Annotated in this window: 15 protein-coding genes; 6 read left to right on the top strand and 9 right to left on the bottom strand. The window is 72.2% G+C overall.

Annotated features, from left to right (window positions below; genetic code table 11):
- The first annotated feature begins 95 nt into the window (after window positions 1-95).
- Both ACZ4VW_RS24310 and ACZ4VW_RS24305 read left to right on the top strand, forming a co-directional pair.
- A complete protein-coding gene (locus tag ACZ4VW_RS24310) occupies window positions 96-1,229 on the top strand; it encodes a type III polyketide synthase (protein ID WP_467965784.1) in 1,134 nt (377 codons plus the stop codon).
- A gap of 45 nt (window positions 1,230-1,274) precedes the next feature.
- Entirely contained in the window at window positions 1,275-2,408 is a 1,134-nt protein-coding gene (locus ACZ4VW_RS24305) for a hypothetical protein (protein WP_467965782.1), read from the top strand.
- 32 nt (window positions 2,409-2,440) lie between these two features.
- On the opposite strand, the gene ACZ4VW_RS24300 is transcribed toward ACZ4VW_RS24305, so the two are convergent.
- The 8 genes from ACZ4VW_RS24300 to eccE all read right to left on the bottom strand — a co-directional run bounded on the left by ACZ4VW_RS24300 (window position 2,441) and on the right by eccE (window position 13,943).
- Entirely contained in the window at window positions 2,441-3,484 is a 1,044-nt protein-coding gene (locus tag ACZ4VW_RS24300) for an ABC transporter ATP-binding protein (protein WP_467965779.1), read from the bottom strand.
- Window positions 3,481-4,446, bottom strand: a complete 966-nt coding sequence (locus tag ACZ4VW_RS24295) for an ABC transporter ATP-binding protein (protein WP_467965777.1) — start codon at window positions 4,444-4,446, stop codon at window positions 3,481-3,483. The genes ACZ4VW_RS24300 and ACZ4VW_RS24295 overlap by 4 nt, the downstream gene beginning before the upstream one ends.
- Window positions 4,443-5,333, bottom strand: a complete 891-nt coding sequence (locus ACZ4VW_RS24290) for an ABC transporter permease (RefSeq protein ID WP_467965775.1) — start codon at window positions 5,331-5,333, stop codon at window positions 4,443-4,445. The genes ACZ4VW_RS24295 and ACZ4VW_RS24290 overlap by 4 nt, the downstream gene beginning before the upstream one ends.
- On the bottom strand, window positions 5,330-6,391 hold the full coding sequence (locus tag ACZ4VW_RS24285; protein WP_467965773.1) for an ABC transporter permease: 1,062 nt from the start codon (window positions 6,389-6,391) through the stop codon (window positions 5,330-5,332). Before ACZ4VW_RS24285 ends, ACZ4VW_RS24290 begins: the two co-directional genes overlap by 4 nt.
- A 4-nt stretch (window positions 6,392-6,395) precedes the next feature.
- Window positions 6,396-8,249, bottom strand: a complete 1,854-nt coding sequence (locus ACZ4VW_RS24280) for an ABC transporter substrate-binding protein (protein WP_467966125.1) — start codon at window positions 8,247-8,249, stop codon at window positions 6,396-6,398.
- Between the two features lie 180 nt (window positions 8,250-8,429).
- Window positions 8,430-11,570: an SCO5717 family growth-regulating ATPase gene (locus ACZ4VW_RS24275; protein WP_467965771.1), complete on the bottom strand. Its 3,141-nt coding sequence runs from the start codon at window positions 11,568-11,570 to the stop codon at window positions 8,430-8,432.
- Between the two features lie 238 nt (window positions 11,571-11,808).
- The gene (locus tag ACZ4VW_RS24270; protein ID WP_467965769.1) at window positions 11,809-12,630 is read right to left on the bottom strand and encodes a hypothetical protein; all 822 of its coding nucleotides are present in this window, start codon (window positions 12,628-12,630) and stop codon (window positions 11,809-11,811) included.
- Window positions 12,630-13,943: a type VII secretion protein EccE gene (eccE, locus tag ACZ4VW_RS24265; RefSeq protein ID WP_467966123.1), complete on the bottom strand. Its 1,314-nt coding sequence runs from the start codon at window positions 13,941-13,943 to the stop codon at window positions 12,630-12,632. The genes ACZ4VW_RS24270 and eccE overlap by 1 nt, the downstream gene beginning before the upstream one ends.
- A 190-nt stretch (window positions 13,944-14,133) precedes the next feature.
- Here eccE and eccB point away from each other — a divergent pair, with 190 nt between their 5' ends.
- From eccB to ACZ4VW_RS24245, 4 genes are all read left to right on the top strand, one after another.
- The gene (gene eccB, locus ACZ4VW_RS24260) at window positions 14,134-15,690 is read left to right on the top strand and encodes a type VII secretion protein EccB (protein WP_467965767.1); all 1,557 of its coding nucleotides are present in this window, start codon (window positions 14,134-14,136) and stop codon (window positions 15,688-15,690) included.
- A 13-nt stretch (window positions 15,691-15,703) separates the two neighbouring features.
- A complete protein-coding gene (mycP, locus tag ACZ4VW_RS24255) occupies window positions 15,704-16,954 on the top strand; it encodes a type VII secretion-associated serine protease mycosin (protein WP_467965765.1) in 1,251 nt (416 codons plus the stop codon).
- 193 nt (window positions 16,955-17,147) lie between these two features.
- On the top strand, window positions 17,148-17,489 hold the full coding sequence (locus tag ACZ4VW_RS24250) for a WXG100 family type VII secretion target (RefSeq protein WP_467965762.1): 342 nt from the start codon (window positions 17,148-17,150) through the stop codon (window positions 17,487-17,489).
- Between the two features lie 58 nt (window positions 17,490-17,547).
- Window positions 17,548-17,841 carry a WXG100 family type VII secretion target gene (locus tag ACZ4VW_RS24245; RefSeq protein ID WP_467965760.1) on the top strand — a complete coding sequence of 98 codons (294 nt, stop codon included), beginning with the start codon at window positions 17,548-17,550 and terminating at the stop codon, window positions 17,839-17,841.
- A 69-nt stretch (window positions 17,842-17,910) separates the two neighbouring features.
- Here the strand turns inward: ACZ4VW_RS24245 and ACZ4VW_RS24240 are convergent, their stop codons facing one another.
- Window positions 17,911-18,156: a DUF397 domain-containing protein gene (locus ACZ4VW_RS24240; protein ID WP_467965758.1), complete on the bottom strand. Its 246-nt coding sequence runs from the start codon at window positions 18,154-18,156 to the stop codon at window positions 17,911-17,913.
- Between the last annotated feature and the right edge of the window lie 267 nt (window positions 18,157-18,423).

Genomic DNA, 18,423 nt, shown 5'->3' with positions numbered 1-18,423 from the left:
GCGTGTCCCTCCGGACGCTCGCGGTTGCGGGGTGGCGTCCCCCGGGTGAGTGTGGGCGGCAGTTCGCGGTGTACGAGAACGAAGGAGCGACTGTCGTGGTGACTCTGTGCAAGCCCGCGGTGTCCGTACCCGAGTACGTGATCACAAGGGAGGAGACGCTCTCCCTCGCCCGCTCGCTCCATGCCGATCACCCTCAACTGCCCCTGGCGCTCCGGCTGATCGAGAACACCGGCGTCACGCAGCGGCACATCGTCCAGCCCATCGAGGAGACCCTGCGCCACCCCGGCTTCGAGGAGCGCAACGCGCTCTACGAGAAGGAGGCGAAGGCCCGGGTCCCGAAGGTCGTCGAGGAGGCCCTGCGCAACGCGGGGCTGCGCCCGGCCGACATCGACATGATCGTCCTGGTGTCGTGCACGGGCTTCATGATGCCCTCCCTGACCGCCTGGATGATCAACACGATGGGCTTCCCCAGCCACACCCGGCAGATGCCCATCGCCCAGCTGGGCTGCGCGGCGGGCGGCGCCGCCATCAACCGGGCCCACGACTTCTGCGTCGCCTACCCCGAGGCCAATGTCCTCATCGTGGCCTGCGAGTTCTGCTCGCTCTGCTACCAGCCCACCGACCTCGGCGTCGGCTCGCTGCTCTCCAACGGTCTCTTCGGCGACGCGGTCGCCTCGGCGGTCGTACGGGGCAGGGGCGGCACCGGCATCGCCCTGGAGCGCAATGACTCGTATCTGGTTCCCGACACCGAGGACTGGATCGCGTACAGCGTCCGGGCGACCGGCTTCCACTTCCTGCTCGACAAGCGGGTGCCGACCACCATGGAGCCGCTGGCCCCCGCGCTCCGCGAGATCGCGGGCGCGCACGGCTGGGACGCGGGCGAGCTCGACTTCTACATCATCCACGCCGGTGGCCCCCGGATCCTGGACGACCTCAGCCGTTTCCTGGAAGTGCCGCCCGAGGACTTCCGGTTCAGCCGGGCCACCCTCACGGAGTACGGGAACATCGCCAGCGCCGTCGTCCTGGACGCGGTGCGCAGGCTCTTCGAGGCGGGCGGCCTGCCCGAGGGGGCCCGCGGCATCATCGCCGGATTCGGGCCCGGCATCACCGCGGAGATGTGCCTGGGGAGATGGACGACGGCCGCCGTGCCGTCGCTGGAGCCCGACCTGAGGACGCGCAGGATCGTGGGCTACAAGGCCCCCGTCCAGCCGGCGCACTCGACCACCTGACCCTCCTTCGGCTTCCCCCACCACCGTTCCGTAAAGGAGACCCGTATGCCCGTCACGCCACCCTCCCCCCGCAGAATCGTGCGCGGCCCGGCCGCCCTCACCGCGCTGCTCGCCGGTGTGGCCGCCGCCTCGCTCGCCGGGGCGCCCGCCCAGGCCTCCGGTCCGGCCCAGGGCAAGGTGCCCATGCACCAGTGCTGGGTCAACGGCGTCTCGGCGCCGCCCGGCGACAAGGTCAGCGGCACCGAGAAGAACGACCACATCTTCTGCGACAGCGACCTGGAAGGCGTCACCATCTGGGGCGGCGCCGGCGACGACATGATCGAGGTCCGCGGACTCGTCATCGACTCGGCCATCAGCGGCGGTGACGGGCACGACGTCATCCGCGCCAAGCACCTCGTGCCCCAGACCACCTTCAGCATGGTCCGGGGCAACCGCGGCAACGACGTCATCAAGGTGGCCACCGTGCGCGGCGACGGGGCGAAGCTGGGCGCCGTCGTCCACGGCGACGACGGCGACGACAAGATCACCACCGGTTCGGTGTCCGGGGCACCCGGACAGTTCAACCGGGGCGGCGGAATCGTCACCGGCAACGACGGCGTCGACACCATCAAGACCGGTGTCATCGACTTCTCCGGCCGGGTCCTCGGCGGCAGCGAGAACGACACGATCGAGGCCGAGGCCCTCGGCCCGGAGTCGGGCGGTCTCATCCAGGCGGGCCCCGGCAACGACAGGATCAGCGGCCCGGAGGGCAGGATCCTGATCGTCGGCGAGCACTGGGGGAACGTGGACGGCGGCGTCGGCAAGGACGACTGCAAGGTGAAGTCCGTGTCGACGCGGACGGCGATCACCAGCTGCGAGATCCTTCCGCCGAAGACCCCCGACACCGGGCAGAAGCCGCCGAACGCCCCTGACACCGCGGGCCAGAAGCCGCCGCACGCCGAGGACGCCGGTCAGAAGCCGCCGAACGGCCAGGACCAGGGCCAGAAGCCGCCGCACGCCGAGGACGAGGGCCAGAAGCCGCCCCACGCCGAGGACCAGGGCCAGAAGCCGCCGCACGCCGAGGACGAGGGCCAGAAGCCGCCGCACGCCCAGGTCCCGGGCCAGCCGCCGCACGGCGACCTCGCGTACAAGCCGGCCGAGCCCGTGATGAAGCCCGTGGGCCCCGGCCCCGGCCGCTGACGTCCCGTACGACGCGTACCGCCGCCCGGCGGTCAGCGCCCGCTCGTGACCTCCGCGCCCCCGTTCACCCAGTGGCAGGCCACGTCCCGCGCACCGCTGCCGCCGAGCACCGGCAGGTCCTGGCCCCGGCAGCGGTCCGCGACAGCCGCCGCCTCGCCCGAGGCCAGGACCTGACACCGGGCGTGGAAGCGGCACCCGGACGGGACGCGCGCCGGGTCCGGGGGCTCGCCGGTCAGTACCACCGGCTCGCCCTCGGACTCCGGCAGGACCGACAGCAACGCCCGTGTGTACGGGTGCTGGGGCGAGGTCAGCACGGACTCCACCGTGCCGGTCTCCACGATCCGCCCCAGGTACATCACCGCCACCCGGTCCGCGATGTTCCACGCGAGCCCCAGATCGTGCGTCACGACCAGGGCCGACAGCCCGAGTTCGTCCCGCAGGCGCAGCAGCAGCGCCAGGATCTCGCCCCGCACCGAGGCGTCCAGCGAGGCCACCGGCTCGTCCGCGACGATCAGCTCGGGCTGGAGGACCAGCGCGCCCGCGATGACGACCCGCTGGCGCTGCCCGCCGGACAGCTCGTGCGGATAGCGCAGGAAGAAACGCTCCGGCGGACGCAGACCGGCCCGCGACAGCGCCTCCGCGACGGCGGCCCGCTCGTCCCCTCCGTGACCGTGGATCCGCAGCCCCTCGGCCACCGCGTCGTACACCGTGTGGCGCGGGTTCAGGGAGCCACTGGGGTCCTGGAGGACCAGCTGCGCCCGCTTCCGGTACGCCTTGAGGGCACGGGGGGTGTACGACAGCGGCGTCCCGTCGAAGGTGACGGACCCGGACGTGGGCGGCACCAGACCGAGCAGCGACCGGGCCAGCGTCGTCTTGCCGCACCCCGACTCACCCACCAGGGCCACGATCTCGCCCGCGCCGATGTCCAGGTCCACGCCGTCCACCGCGCGTGCGGCCGGCGCGCCCCGCCGCCCGGGAAAGGCGACCCGCAGGCCCTTCGCCGACAGCAGCGGCCCGGCCGCGGTCGCCGGGCCGGCCGACGCCCCCGCCCCGTCCTGAGTCAACGGTGGTTTCACGAGCCGCTCCCCACGTGTACGCAGGCCGCCCGGCGCCCCGCGCCCGCGTCCCGCAGTTCCTGGTCCTGCTCACCGCACACCTCCACCGCCGCCGGGCAGCGCGGGTGGAAGGCGCAGCCGCCCGGCAGGTCCGCCGGGTCGGGGGGATCACCCGGGAGCCCGCGCGGCGCCCGCCGGGACGCCGGGTCACCGATCCTCGGGAAGGCCGAGGACAGCGCCCGCCCGTACGGGTGCTCGGCCGCTTCGTACACGGCCCGCGCCGGGCCCTCCTCCACCACCCGCCCGGCGTACATCACCGCGAGCCGGTCGCAGGTGTCGGCGAGGACCGCCAGATCGTGACTGATCATCAGCAGACTGATGTCCTCGTCGGCCACCAGGCGCTCGATCAGCCGCAGGATCTGCGCCTGGATCATCACGTCGAGCGCCGTCGTCGGCTCGTCCGCCACGATGAGCCGCGGATCGCACGCGAGGGCCATCGCGATCATCACCCGCTGGCGCTGCCCGCCGGAGAGTTCGTGCGGATGGGCCGCCGCCCGCGCCGCCGGCAGACCGACCTGCTCCAGGAGCTCCCCGACCCGCTTGCGGGCCGCCGCCGGGGTGGCGCGCCCGTGCACGAGCAACGGCTCGGCGATCTGGTCCCCGATCCGGTGCACCGCGTTCAGCGAGTGCATCGCCCCCTGGAAGACGATCGACGCCCCCGCCCAGCGCACGGCCCTCAGCCGCCCCCACTTCATGGTGAGGACGTCCTCGCCGTCGAGCAGGATCCGCCCGGTCAGCCGGGCGGACGGCGGCAGCAGGCGCAGCAGCGCCAGCGCCATCGTCGACTTCCCGCAGCCCGACTCGCCGGCGACCCCGAGCTTCTGCCCGGCCGCCAGGGTGAGGTCGACGCCCCGTACGGCGGGGACGGCCGTCGCCCCCGCCCCGTACGTCACGCTCAGGTTCCGTACCTCCAGCAGGCTCATCGGCCCACCCCCAGTTTCGGGTTCAGCACCGACTCGACCGTGCGCCCGCACAGGGTGAACGCGAGCGCGACGAGCGCGATCGCGATCCCGGGCGGGGCGAGGTACCACCAGTGACCCGAGGAGACCGCGCCCGCCTCCCGCGCGTCCTGGAGCATGCCGCCCCAGGACACCACCGTGGGGTCGCCGAGGCCGAGGAAGGCGAGGGTCGCCTCGGTGAGGATGGCGGCGGAGATGCCGAGCGTGGTCTGGGCGAGCACCAGCGGCATCACGTTCGGCAGCACGTGCCGGCTCATGATGTGCCCGTGCCCGCCGCCCAGCGCGGTGGCCCGCTCGATGTACGGCCGGGACTCCACCGCGATGGTCTGCGCCCGTACGAGCCGGGCGGTGGTCGGCCAGCTGGTGACGCCGATCGCCAGGATCACCGTCCACATCGAGCGGGACAGCACGGTCGCCAGGACGATCGCGAGGACCAGCGCCGGCATGACCAGGAACCAGTCGGTGATCCGCATGACGACGGTCGAGAACCAGCCGCCGTAGTGGCCCGCGAGGATGCCGACGAGCGTGCCGATGGCGACCGAGAGCGCCGCCGCGAGCAGACCGACGAGCAGCGAGATCCTGGCTCCCCAGAGCAGCAGGCCGAGCAGGGAGCGCCCGAACTGGTCGGTGCCGAGCGGGAACCGGGCGCTCGGGGACTCCAGGGCCGTACCGGGCGCGTTCGTCACCGACTGCACGTCGGAGCCGACGATCAGCGGGGCGGCGAGCGCGAGCAGGCCGATCAGCGCGAGCCCCGCCAGACCGAGGAGACCGGCGCGGTGCGAGCGGTACTGCAGCCAGAAGCGGGACACGGCGTTCTTGCGCCGCGTCCAGGTCAGAGAGGAGGTCGTCATCGGCCCACCCGGGGGTCGAGCAGCGGATAGAGCAGGTCGGCGATCAGGTTCATCACGATCATCGCGCCGGCGAAGACCACGAACAGGCCCTGCACCAGCGGCAGATCGGGCACGCTGAGCGCTTGGTAGAACAGCCCGCCGAGCCCCGGCCAGGAGAACACCGTCTCCACCAGGATCGAGCCGGCCGCCACATGGCCCAGGTTGATGAAGACCATGGTCACGGTCGGCAGCAGCGCGTTCGGCACGGCATGCCGACGCCGTACGGAGTCGTCGCGCAGCCCCTTGGCCCGCGCCGTCGTCAGATAGTCGCTGCCCATCTCGTCGAGCAGCGAGGAACGCATCACGAGCAGGGTCTGCGCGTAGCCGACGGCCACCAGGGTGAGGACCGGCAGCACCATGTGGTGCGCGACGTCGAGGACGTACGCGAACCCGGTCTCACCCGTGCCCGACTCCATGCCGCCCGTCGGGAAGAGCCCCGGGACCGGGCCGATGCCCACCGAGAAGACGATGATCAGGAGCAGCCCGAGCCAGAACGACGGCACCGACCACAGCGTCAGCGCGACCCCGGTGTTCAGCCTGTCGCCGAGGCCGCCGTGGTTCCAGGCCGAGCGGGTCCCGAGCCACAGACCGAGCGCCGAGTAGATCACCACGGCGACGCCGGTGAGCAGCAGGGTGGCCGGCAGCTTCTGGGCGATGAGGTCGCCGACCGGCGCATGGAACTGGTACGAGGTGCCCAGATCCCCGCTCAGCGCCTTCGCGCAGTAGTCGGTGAACTGCTGCCAGAGCGGCAGGTCGAGCCCGAACTGCCGGCGCAGCGTCGCCAGCTGTTCGGCCGAGGTGGGCACCCCGTGCGTCATCGCCTTGACCGGATCGCCCGGGATGATGCGGAAGAGGAAGAAGCTGGTGACGAGCACGGCGAGCAGCGAGACGGCCGCGCCGGCCAGCTTGCCCGCCACATAGCGGAGGTAGGAGAGGGCCGTACCGGTGCGGGCGCCGCCGTCCGTGGCGCGGACCTCGTCGGTCCGCACCACGTCGGCGGGCGTGTGTGCCGTCGTCAACGGACTACTCGCGGTCGTCGGCGGTGGAACGGCGCCGGAGGACGGTCCAGACGCCCACCCCGACGAGGACCAGCGCGACGGGGCCGAGGATCAGCCAGAGGTTCGACGAGCCGCCGTCGGAACCGGACTCGGATCCGGCGGCGGAGGTGGCCGGCTCGGCCGACCACCAGCTCCAGTAGCCGTCCTGCCCCCAGAGATTGCCGGCGGCCGCCGGCATCGTCGTGATCGACCTGATCTGGTCCGTGCGGTACGCCTCGAGAGCGTTCGGGTACGCCATGATGTTCATGTACCCGGTGTCGTACAGCCTGGACTGCATCCGCTTGACCAGATCCGCCCGCTTGGCCGCGTCGTACTCCACCGCCTGCTGCGCGTACAGGGCGTCGAACTCCCGGTCGCAGATGAAGTTGTCGGTGGCGCCGGTGTCCCTCGGGGTCGCGGGCAGCGTGCCACAGGTGTGGATCGACAGGACGTAGTCCGGGTCGGGGTTGACCGACCAGCCGTCGAAGGCGAGGTCGTAGTCGCCCTTCGTCCACGGGTCACCCACGTTGTCGAGGCATTCCACCTTCAGCCCGATGCCGAGCGCGCCCCACCACTCCTGGAGGTACTTGCCGACCGCCTTGTCGTTCGGGTCGGTGGCGTGACACAGGATCCGGAAGTCCAGCGGCCTGCCGTCCTTGCCGACGCGCTTGCCCTCGCCGTTCTTCCTGTACCCGGCCCGGTCGAGGACCTGTGCGGCCTTGGCCGGGTCGTAGGCCAGCTTCTGCCCGGCGGCCGGCTTCCAGAAGTACGTGTCGAACCGCGGCGGGATGTAGCCCTCGCCCTCGACGGCGTGGCCCTGGAAGACCTTCTCGACGATCGTGGCGCGGTCCACGGCGAGGAAGAGCGCCTTGCGGACGGCCGGGTCGAGCAGCGCGGGGTGTCCGTTGCCGAAGGTCTTGCCGTCCTTGGCCTTCGCCCCCGGGTTGGTGGCGAGCGCGAAGAAGCGACGGCCGGGGGCGTCGTTGACCTTGATGTTCTTCGCGGATTTCAGCGCGGCGGCCTGGGCGGGCGTCAGGTTCGGAACGAAGGACACCTCGCCCTTCCGCAGCGCGGCGACGGCCGCGTCGCCGTCCTTGTAGTACTTGAACACCAGCTCGTCGAACTTGGGTGCGCCGCGCCAGAAGCTCTTGTTCGGCTTCAGCTTGATGTACTGGTCGACCTTGAAGTCCGTGATGACGAACGGACCGTTGCCGACGATCGGGAACTGCTGGTCGTTGTTGAACTTCGAGAAGTCGCCGACCTTCTCCCAGACGTGCCTGGGCACGATCGGCACGTCCAGCGCCGTCATCGTGGCCTGCGGCTTCTTCAGCTCGATGACGAGCGTCCGCGGGTCCGGGGCGGTGACCTTCCTGAAGTTGGCCGTGAAGCTGCCGTTGGCGGTGGCGGCGTTCTCGTCCGTCATCATCTTGTTGAACGTCCAGGCGGCGTCCTCGGCGGTGGCCTGCTTCCCGTCGGACCACTTCGAGTCCGTGCGGATCGTGTACGTCCAGGTCAGCTTGTCCGGGGAGGACTTCCACTCGGTCGCCAGACCGGGGATCGGCTTGGCGTCCTTCGCGTCGTAGTTCGTCAGGTACTCGTAGGCCAGCCGGTGGATGCTGGTGGAGACGAGCTTCTGGGCGAGGAAGGGGCTCAGGGAGTCGACGCTCTGCGAGACGGCGACGGTGAGGGTGGTGCCTCCGGACGTGCCGTCGCCCTCGGCGGGCGGGGCCGCCTGAGCGGCCGTCGGAACCGCCAGGGCGCTGGCGGTGACGCCGGCGGCGAGGAGAAGGCGGAGGGCTCTGCGGGGGGCGACCGGGCGGGGTGGAACCTTCGTGACCATGACCATGGGACGTGACCTCGCGTCGTGGATCTTGGGGCGCCAACTGGTGAAGCGAAGGTCTATCAGCGGTGGACGAGCGGCGTCAACGATGTGTCAAACCCCTTGTGGGCTGCGGGAATACCAAGAGGCTCCGCACCGGAGAGCCGGTGCGGAGCCTCATTGGTCTATTCCTGTGACGCCTTACTGATGAGGGGCTGGCGGTGCCTGCGGAGGCGTCTGCGGGGGCTGCTGCCAGCCCTGCGGCATCCCGGGCTGACCCGGCTGCTGGGGGTACGGCTGCGGCTGGGCCTGCGGATACGGCTGCTGGCCCGGCTGGCCACCGTACGGCTGACCCGGCTGCGGGGCCTGGGGCGCGTACGGCTGACCGGGCGCCGGCTGACCTCCGTACGGCTGACCCCCGTACGGCTCACCGGGCACCGGCTGACCGGGCTGGCCCTGCTGGCCGGGCATCGGCGGGGCCATGTGCGGCGGAAGGCCGCCCTGGCCGTCCCCGGTCCACAGCCCCTGCGCCTGCTGCGCCCGCACGAAGTCCTCGGCGACCATCGCCGACAGGTTGAAGTACGCCTCGCGCGTCTTCGGCCGCATCATGTCGAGGTCGACCTCGGCGCCGGCCGACAGGTGCTCGTCGAACGGCACGACCACGACTCCGCGGCAGCGGGTCTGGAAGTGCTGCACGATGTCGTCGACCTTGATCATCTTTCCGGTCTCGCGGACCCCCGAGATGACCGTGATCGAGCGCTGCACCAGCTCGGCGTAACCGTGGGCGGAGAGCCAGTCGAGCGTCGTCGACGCGCTGGAGGCACCGTCCACGGACGGGGTGGAGATGATGATCAGCTGGTCGGCGAGGTCGAGCACGCCGCGCATCGCGCTGTAGAGCAGACCGGTGCCGGAGTCGGTGAGGATGATCGGGTACTGCTTGCCCAGGACGTCGATCGCGCGCCGGTAGTCCTCGTCGTTGAACGTCGTCGAGACGGCCGGGTCCACGTCGTTGGCGATGATCTCCAGACCGGAGGGCGCCTGCGAGGTGAAGCGGCGGATGTCCATGTACGAGTTCAGGTACGGGATCGCCTGCACGAGGTCACGGATCGTCGCCCCGGTCTCGCGGCGCACCCGACGGCCGAGCGTGCCGGCGTCCGGGTTGGCGTCGATCGCCAGGATCTTGTCCTGCCGCTCGGTGGCCAGGGTCGCGCCCAGCGCGGTGGTCGTCGTGGTCTTGCCGACACCGCCCTTGAGGGAGATGACCGCGATCCGGTAGCAGGACAGGACCGGCGTACGGATCAGGTCGAGCTTGCGCTGCCGCTCGGCCTCCTCCTTCTTGCCGCCGATCTTGAAACGGGCGGAAGCACCCGGGTTCCGGCTGGACTTGGCCTTCTGCTTGTTGTTGCGCAGCAGGCGGTCGGAGGAGAGCTCCACGGCCGCGTTGTACCCGAGGGGGGCACCGGGCACGGAACGTTCGCGCTGGTCGTGCATGACCGGCGTGGGCCAGGCGGCCCCGGTCCGCGGATCGACGGGCGGCTGCGACGGGTGCGGCTGCTGACCGGCCTGCGGCGGTACGGGCGCCTGATGGGGCGGCACCTGGTGATCCAGGTGCGGCTGCCCGGGCACCTGCGGGGCCTGGGGCGCGGGCTGGGCACCGGGGTGCGGGAAGCCGTAACCGCCCTGCGGAGCCGGGGCGTCGGCCTGGGGCGCCTGCGGGGCCTGGGGCGCGGGCTGGGCACCGGGGTGCGGGAAGCCGTAACCGCCCTGCGGGGCAGGGGCGTTGACCTGGGGAGCTTGCGGGGCCTGGGGCGCGGGCTGGGCGCCGGGGTGGGGGAAGCCGTAACCGCCCTGCGGGGCAGGGGCGTTGGCCTGGGGAGCTTGCGGGGCCTGCGGGGCCTGGGGCGCGGGTTGGGCGCCCGGGTGGGGGAAGCCGTAACCGCCCTGCGGCGCGGGCTGCACGGCCGGGTGCGGGAAACCGTAGGCACCTTCCCCCTGCGGGGGCACGGGCGCGGGCAGCGGCTGGCCGGGGTGCGGGAAGCCGTAACCGCCGGGGGCGCCCTGCGGCGGCACGGGAGCCTGAGGGGTCGGGTGCGCGGGGGCCTGCGCCGGGTCCTGCGCCGGCCAGGAGGCGGCGGGCGGCAGCGGGGCGGCCGGCGGCGCCGGCTGGTCGCCCTGAGGGGCCGGGGCGGGCCACTGCGGCGCCGCCGCCGGAGCCGCCGGCTGGAACGACGGCGGAAGCGGAGGCAGGCCGGCGCCGCCCTGCGGCGGGGCGGGGCTCCACGGCTCGGGCGCCGAGGGCTGCGCCGGGGGCAGCGCGGCGGGGGCCGCGTCCCGGGGCGCGTCGGAGGGGGCGACGGCCTCGGCGGAGCCGTCCGCGGCGCCGGGAGCACCCGGCCCGGAGGTCTCGCCGGCGGCCGTGGTGTCGGACGTGGTGGCCTGCGTGTCGGAGTCCGGCGTCTCCGCCGTGGCGGAACCGGTCGCGGCGTCGTCCGAGGGCTCCGACGCCGTGTGGCCGTCCGCCGCGGCGTCCGTGCTCTCGGCCGCCGGCAGCTCCGCCGGGGCGGAGCCCTCCGGGGACGGTGCGACGGCGGGGTCCACGGTGCCTTCGGCTCCGGCGGCAGGCTCCGGCGTGTCCACCGAGGCCGGTTCAGGGGTGCCGGCGCCGACGGAGGGAGCCCCGTCCACGGACTCCTCCACGGCCCCGGCCGGGTCATGGCCGGGCACGGCGGGGGCGCCGGGGGTGTCCGGCGCGGGGGGCTGCTCGGCCGACGAGCCGTCACCGGCGGCGGCCGCCGCGGCTCCTTCCACGGCCGGGGTGCCGGGCGCGGCATCGGCCTGTGCCGCCGCGCGCTCGGCGATCTCCGTCATCTCGCGCTTCAGCGCGGCGGGGGAGAAGCGCATGGTCGCGCCGCTCTCCAGATCGCCACCACCCAGCGACCCGCCGTCGGCGGGCGCCGCGGCCACAGAGGGCGCGGCAGGGACAACGGGCGCCGCGGGGACGGCAGGCGCGGGAACGCCGGGCGCGGCCGGGGCGGGCGCGGCCGGCGAAGGGGCGGCCGGCGTCGGCGGTACCGGCGCCTGAGGCGCCCAGTTGGGCTCGTAACCGCTCCCCGCCGGAAGCCCCGGGACGGCGACGGGCGCACCGGTCGGCGGCGGTGGGGTCGCACCACCGGATCCCCCGGCACCACCCGTACCGGCCGATCCCGACGCGTTCTGCGTGTACCAGGCCGGAGGGGTGTAGTCGATGGTGAACTCACCCGTCATCTCGGCGGGATCCGCGTCGGACTGATCATCGGCGGGTGGATTCCAACCCCCGTGGATCTCGTCCCGATCGCCGTTCACTTTGCCTCCTGGTGTGGTCGCGCACCCTTGTGCTGTCGTGGGCGGGCCCTCCCACCCTAAACGCCAACCGTGTCCGGCGGGCAGGCCCGGCCGCCCGCCCCCGTCGGCCCCCTCGGTCACGTTTCGCCCCCAAGTGACCTACCCGCACCGCAGAGTGAACCCCCAGGTGACCAGGTGGCGATCCACATCCGTACATAACCCGCACATAAATGGACGGGAGGGGACATCGTCCGCGCCGTCAGTCCATCCGGCGCGCGCTGCCCAACAATCCGGTCTCGGCGTCCGTCGCCTGCGTCATCACGAACTGCCGGTCACTGGGCGTGCACCACAGGGTCACACCGTCCGCGAGCGTCGACAACGCCTCCGACTCCGCGCGCGGCAGCCCCATGATCCGGCCGATCTGCGCGGCCTCGTCGGGGGACACCCGCTGCACGCCGACCAGCGAGGACTTCTCCAGGAGGCGGGGCGCCACCGGGCTCAGATACGGCAGCAGCGTCACCACCGACTGCCAGGGACCCGACACGACCCGGCCGCGCGGCGGGCGCATCCCGCAGTCCCGCACCACGACGACCGGACTGCCGGCCGACGCGCCCTGCGGCGGCACACGGCCGACGTCGTGCAGCGTGATGCACGGCTGACCCCCGCCCGCGGCCTGCGCGAGCGCCGTCCACGCCGGAGCCCGGCCGGTCTCGACCGCCACGCGGGCCCCCGTCGCCGCCGCGCGCAGCGCCATGATCTGCGCCGTCCACAGACCGCCGATCAGCGTCACGTCGTACGGAGCGGGGCGGTTGATGCCGAGCACCGCGGGCCGGCCCTCGGCGTCCACGCCGATGACCATGCCGTCGTCGCCGACCGGGAGGCTGAGCGCGCCGAGCTGTTCCAGCGGTACGGAGTGCCGGTCCCGGCGCGGTCCGACGAGCCCGAAGCCGAACCGGGGCCGCGCGCCCCGGCCCGTCCCGCGCGCGGACCCGCCGCGCCGGCCCGTGCCGGCGGAGGCGGCCGGACCCAAGCCCTGGGGCCCGGGAGACGGTGAGGAAGAAGGCGAAGTGGAGAAGGACATCAGCGCGCACCCCCGAGCGGCAGCGAAGCCAGCATGGCCGGAACCTGTTCGCGGTCGAGCCGCACCAGACCCGTCTTCACCCCGCGCGCCGCGCGCTCCAGTTCGTGCCGCGCCGCCACGAGCTCCTCGTCGCTGCGGCCGGTGATCCGTACGTGCCCGGCCACCGTCACCTCCTGACGGTCACCGCCGCTCAGCGTCAGGCTGAACGTCGTCGCCAGCGCCGGGAGCGAGGTCAGCAGCGCGATCAGCTGCGGCATCGACGCCCCCGCGCCACCCGCGCCGCCCAGTTGGGGCCAGCGCCCCACCCAGTACGTCGTGTGGCGACGGTCGTCGACCCGCCAGGTCCGCGCGGTCTCCTGCGTCCGCCGCGCCTGCGCCTGCCCCCGTCCCGCCTGCGCGATCGCCATCGGGCTCGCGCACGTCGACGTCGCCAGCGCGGCGATCAGCTCCTGCTCGGTGAGCACGGTCGCCCGGAACCCGGCGCCGGTCAGCCGGCTCGCCAGCTGGTCCGCCACCCGCACCACACACTTCTGGGCGCCCTCCAGGCCGCCGCCGCGCGCGGCGACCGCCTCCGGGCACAGCTCCGGGTCCAGCTTCAGCGCCACCCAGGTGATCCGCAGCGCCGGCGAACCCGTCTGCGCCTGCAGCGGCGCGTAGTTCCGCTTGGCCATCGACTGGTCGGGCAGATGAGGAGCGGGCGCCGGCTGGGTGTGCTGCACGATCTGCGCCGACTCCAGGCGGATCCCGTCGACGTCCAGGACGTCCCGGACGATCGCGACGGGCAGCGGCCGTGCCGCGCGGTCAGGACGGAGCGCCGTGGCCTCCGACTCGACCCGCACCAGCGCCGTCAGGAACGTGCCGTCGCCGACCATCCCGACCGGCCGCCGGTCCCGGTCGCTGTACGCGTAGGTGCGCAGCGCCGGATCGCACTCCACGACCGGCGCGAGGCCCGGCTCCGTACCCTCCGGCACGACGAGCGAGGCGGCCCGGCGCGTACGCGTGCGCAGGGCGAGATAGGTGGTGAGCCACTCCGGCATCGAGCGGCGGTGTCTGCGCACCACCGCGAGCAGGACGAGCAGCGTCGCCACGACACCGGCGGGAACCAGCAGCAACGGCTCGACGACCCACGCCACGAGCAGCAGCGCCGCCGCGACCTCGATCAGCACGAGTTGTTGCAGTCGGAACGATCCGAAGTGTCCCGGGCGCGCCTGAAGACGCGGTGAGACGGCCGGCGGCGCGCCCGCCGAGGAGTGCGCCGGAGGCGCGGAGGAGGGTGCGGCCGCCGCGGGCCGCGTCCGCGTCGCGGATGCCATCATGGAGAATCCCCCCAATTCGTCCCGATCACCCTGGCCCGCCAGGGCTTTGGCGGCCCGTTCACCCTACCCGCCCCACAAGCACCACCCGACAGCAGGCATAGTAGGGGGCCGGTCCGACAGCCGGAGTCCGGGTGCCATGCCCCCCGGACTCGTCGGTGAAGACTGCGCCTGACGAAAATGGGGACTCATGGCATCACGGCGGGATGAGCTCAACGCGTACACCTTTGCGAAGAAGCGCACGGTGGCCGCATTCCTCCAACCTTCGCCCTCGGGTACGGAGGAGGGGGCGCCGAGGCCGCTGCGCGCGGTCGTTCCCGGCCTGATCGTCGGTGCGCTGGTGCTCGCCGGGTTCGGCGCCTGGGGCATGTTCAGCCCCAAGGCCCCCAAGGGCTGGGACAAGCCCGGCGCCAAGGTGATCGTCGGAAAGCAGTCGACCACCCGCTACGTCGTGCTCACCACCGGCAAGGGCAAGGACAAGAAGACCCTTCTCCACCCCGTGCTCAACCTGGCCTCGGCTCGACTCCTGCTCAACCCGCAGGAGTTCTCGGTCATCCAGGTCGACGACAAGCTGCTGGACGCGGGCAAGCCGCCGCGCGGCCCGATCCTCGGCATCCCGTACGCCCCCGACCGGCTCCCGACCGCCGACGAGGCGGGCACCGCCAAGCGCTGGGCCGTGTGCGAGCAGCCCGGCGGCGGCAAGGGAGCCAGCGTCCAGAAGGCCACGTTCGTCTTCTCCAAGCGCGACTTCACGCGCACCGAGGGCGCCGGGCAGCTCAAGGACGGACAGATCCTGTACGTCAAGGGGCAGAAGGACAGCGCCCGCTACCTCGTCGACCACCGGGGCACGAAGTACCTGGTGCCCGGCTCCCCCACGGAGTCCGCCGGACTCACCACGGCGCTCGTCGGCCTCAACAAGGAGCCCCAGCAGGTCACGGACGACTGGCTGGCCACCCTGCACACCGGCAGCCCCGTCGAGTTCCCGCAGATCCCCGGCAAGGTCGGCGACCCGGCCGGCATCGGCGGCGGCAACCTCAGCCAGACCGAGGACCGGGTCGGCATGGTCCTGCTGGCCCAGACCGGTTCCGGGCCGCAGCACTACGTCGTCCTGCCCGGCAAGGTCCAGCCGGTCTCGGACTTCACCGCCTGGCTGCTCATCAACTCGCCGCAGACCGACGCCCTCGACATGGACGGCAAGGCGACCGCGGTCGACGCGGCCTCCTTCACCCCGGACTCCGCCACCTTCGGCGCCCAGTACCGCTGGCCGACCCGCAAGTCCGAGCAGGTCAACGCGGCCACCGGCGCGGGCGCCCGGGACACCGTCTGCAACGTGCTCAACCAGGTCGACGACAAGGGCCGCACGACACTGACCACCTGGGCCGGACCGAAGTACCCGGCCGAGATCACCGCCGGCGGCACCAGCACGTACGTCACCCCCGGCAGCGGCCTGCTCTACACCCAGGTCCAGGGCAACCAGACGAAGCCCGACGGCTCGCTCTTCCTCGTCACCGACACCGGACTGCGCTACGCCGTGCAGGCCAACGGCGACAGCGACGCGGCCCGCTCCGACATCGGCACGGGGGACCAGGACAAGCAGACCGACGGCCGCCCGGAACCGAGCGAGGCGCAGACCCGTCTCGGCTACGAGAAGGTCACTCCGCTCCTCGTCCCGATCACGTGGTCGGAGTTCCTGTCCAAGGGACCGAGGCTCGACACCAACAGCGCGCGTCAGCCGCAGGGTTCGTAAGGGGGTGGCAGTGGTGACGTACCGAACGGCGGCCCTGTTCGCCGCCACGGCCCTCACGGGTCTTCTCGCCGCACCGCCCGCGGCCGCGGCCGCGGAGCCGCACGAGGTCGTCCTCGACGGCAGCGGCGAGTGCACTTTCCCGATGAAGAAGCAGATCGAGGGCATCCCCTGGTCGCTCCAGCGGGTCCTGCTCGACGAACTGTGGCAGGACACCAAGGGCAAGGGCGTCCGCGTCGCGGTCATCGACACGGGCGTCGACGACGTCAACCCGCAGCTGAAGAACGTGGTGGACGCCAAGGCGGGCAAGGACTTCCTGAAGCCCGACAAGGAGAACCCGGGCGCCGGCGACGAGATGCGTGGCAAGACCGACGGCACCGTCGACGAGGTCGGCCACGGCACGAAGGTCGCCGGCATCATCGCCGCGCGCCCCCGCTCCGGCACCGGCTTCGTCGGGCTCGCCCCCGAGGCGACCATCATCCCGATCCGGCAGAACGACGAGAAGAACAGCGGCAAGTCCGACACGATGGCTCTGGCGATCGACCACGCGGTCGCCCAGAAGGCCAACGTCATCAACATCTCGCAGGACACCACCCAGCCGCTCGCCGTCGATTCCGCGATGGGCAAGGCGGTGGCCCGCGCCCTGGAGAAGGACATCGTGGTCGTGGCCTCCGCGGGCAACGACGGCATGGACGGCAAACTCAAGAACACCTACCCCGCGGCCTTCCCCGGCGTGCTCGCCGTCGCCTCGTCCGACCGCAACAACGAACGGGCCGTCTTCTCCCAGTCCGGCACCTTCGTGGGCGTGGCCGCGCCCGGCGTCGACATGGTCTCCACCGTCCCCGGCGGCGGCCAGTGCGTCGACAACGGCACCAGCTTCTCCGCCCCGTACGTCTCCGGAGTCGCCGCCCTGCTGCGCGCGAAGCACCCGAAGTGGACGGCGGCCCAGATCGTGGCCCGTATCGAGCAGACCGCCGTACGATCCATCAACGGACGTGACAATCACGTCGGTTGGGGAGTCGTCGACCCGGTCAAGGCGCTCGCCGACGGGCCCGAACCCCAGCCGGACATGCCGACGGCGGACCCCGGTCCGCCCAAGCCTCCGGCGCCCGAGGCGGCCCACCTGGCCCTCACGGAGACGCCGCAGGAGCGCACGGAACGGCTCGCCACCTACGCGTTGGGGATCGGCGGTGTGCTGGTGGCGGTGGTCGCCGGCACGGCCGTCGTGATCCGCGACAGCCGCCGCCGCCACGGGGCCGCCCGATGAACCGAAACAGTCATGTACCAGTTCGGTCCTTTGCAGTTGGAACTGTCGTACGGAATGGCTAGAGTGACCGTCGGGGGCACGGCAGTGAAGTGGCCCTGCACGGGGGCGGCATCAAGAGATACCCGTCCGCATCACGACCGGAAGGCCCGACGGCAGGGACCGTCGAGACGCCACCGAAGGAAGAAGGGGCAAGATGTCGAATCCAAACCTGAACGTAACCAGCGCCGAACAGACCAAGCTGGCCGGGCGCATCCAGGACTTCCACGACGAGATCCAGGCGCGCATCACCTCGCTGAACGGCGTCGTGGACCGCATTCAGGCCGGATGGCAGGGCGCGGCGCAGAAGGAGTTCGACCGGGTCCAGGGTGACCTGAACCTGCGTCTGAAGAACATGCGCGTCGAGCTGATCAAGCTCGAGGAGTACATGCGGATGAGCGCCGACGGCTTCACCCGCGAGGAAGAAGAGCGCATCCGCAGCTTCCGGAAGATGGACGACACCACCCAGGGCCAGAGCGCCATCCTCGGCATGGCCTGAGCCCCAGGGCTTCGTCCTCTCCAGTCTTCGCGTACCTCTCACTCCAGGAGCCAAGAACATGACGACTGCCGTCAATTACGACACCGTGACGCAGGCGGCCGGCGACGTCCGTCTCACCGCCTCCCAGCTCAACCAGAAGCTCTCCGACCTCATGGCCGAGGTCAACCGCGTCGCCTCCAACTGGGAAGGTGCCGCGAAGGAGGCGTACCAGGAGAGCCAGACCCGCATCGCCAGGGACCAGGCCGGCATCAACCAGGACCTGCAGCGCATCGCGCAGCTGCTCGACGAGTCCGTGATCGGCTACCAGGACACGGACAAGGGCAACGCGGCCCGGTTCCGCATGGCGATGTGAGACCACGCGCACACGCGTGAGGGGGTGGCCCGTTCCGTACGGGCCACCCCCTCACGCATGTCCGGGCGCCTAGCGGAGATCGAACTCCCCGTCGCGGGCGCCCAGGACGAACGCGTCCCACTCGGCCTTCGTGTACCGCAGCACGGTCTCCTTGTCGAGCGACGACCGCATCGCCACCGCCCCGTCGGGCAGATGCGCGATCTCCACCCGCTCCTCGTCCGGAGACGTCCCGGGCGCGCCCTGCCACTCGACGTCGGAGATGTCGAGCGCGTAGAGCTCTTCCTTCTGGCGTTCCTTCTCGCTGGCGTCGGCCATCGGCGCGATCCTTATCTGTGCTGTGAACGAGCCCGGTGCGGTGGACAAGCTAGTGGATCAGCCTAGTGGCCGAGCCGTCGCGCCGTGGCTCGTACGCCGCAGACGGGACGCGCCCGCGCCCCACGCGCCCCAGGCCCGACGCACGCCCTCAGAGGACACAGAGACGGCGGGGGGGGGGGTGGGGGGGGGACCACACCCCCCCCCCCCCCCCCCCCCCCCCCTGGCCTTTCCGTCACCAAACCCACCCTCCCCCCGGTGTTTCCCCCT

The organism is Streptomyces sp. NPDC029139, from assembly GCF_055564335.1.
This window is presented reverse-complemented; position numbering and strand designations above follow the sequence as displayed.

Excerpts from the sequence above, each read along its gene's own strand:
- ACZ4VW_RS24280 (WP_467966125.1), bottom strand. The coding sequence starts at position 8,249 with ATGGTCACGAAGGTTCCACCCCGCCCGGTCGCCCCCCGCAGAGCCCTC.
- ACZ4VW_RS24245 (WP_467965760.1), top strand. The coding sequence starts at position 17,548 with ATGACGACTGCCGTCAATTACGACACCGTGACGCAGGCGGCCGGCGAC.
- ACZ4VW_RS24290 (WP_467965775.1), bottom strand. The coding sequence starts at position 5,333 with ATGACGACCTCCTCTCTGACCTGGACGCGGCGCAAGAACGCCGTGTCC.
- ACZ4VW_RS24305 (WP_467965782.1), top strand. The coding sequence starts at position 1,275 with ATGCCCGTCACGCCACCCTCCCCCCGCAGAATCGTGCGCGGCCCGGCC.
- ACZ4VW_RS24270 (WP_467965769.1), bottom strand. The coding sequence starts at position 12,630 with ATGTCCTTCTCCACTTCGCCTTCTTCCTCACCGTCTCCCGGGCCCCAG.
- eccE (WP_467966123.1), bottom strand. The coding sequence starts at position 13,943 with ATGGCATCCGCGACGCGGACGCGGCCCGCGGCGGCCGCACCCTCCTCC.
- ACZ4VW_RS24295 (WP_467965777.1), bottom strand. The coding sequence starts at position 4,446 with ATGAGCCTGCTGGAGGTACGGAACCTGAGCGTGACGTACGGGGCGGGG.
- ACZ4VW_RS24240 (WP_467965758.1), bottom strand. The coding sequence starts at position 18,156 with ATGGCCGACGCCAGCGAGAAGGAACGCCAGAAGGAAGAGCTCTACGCG.
- eccB (WP_467965767.1), top strand. The coding sequence starts at position 14,134 with ATGGCATCACGGCGGGATGAGCTCAACGCGTACACCTTTGCGAAGAAG.
- ACZ4VW_RS24250 (WP_467965762.1), top strand. The coding sequence starts at position 17,148 with ATGTCGAATCCAAACCTGAACGTAACCAGCGCCGAACAGACCAAGCTG.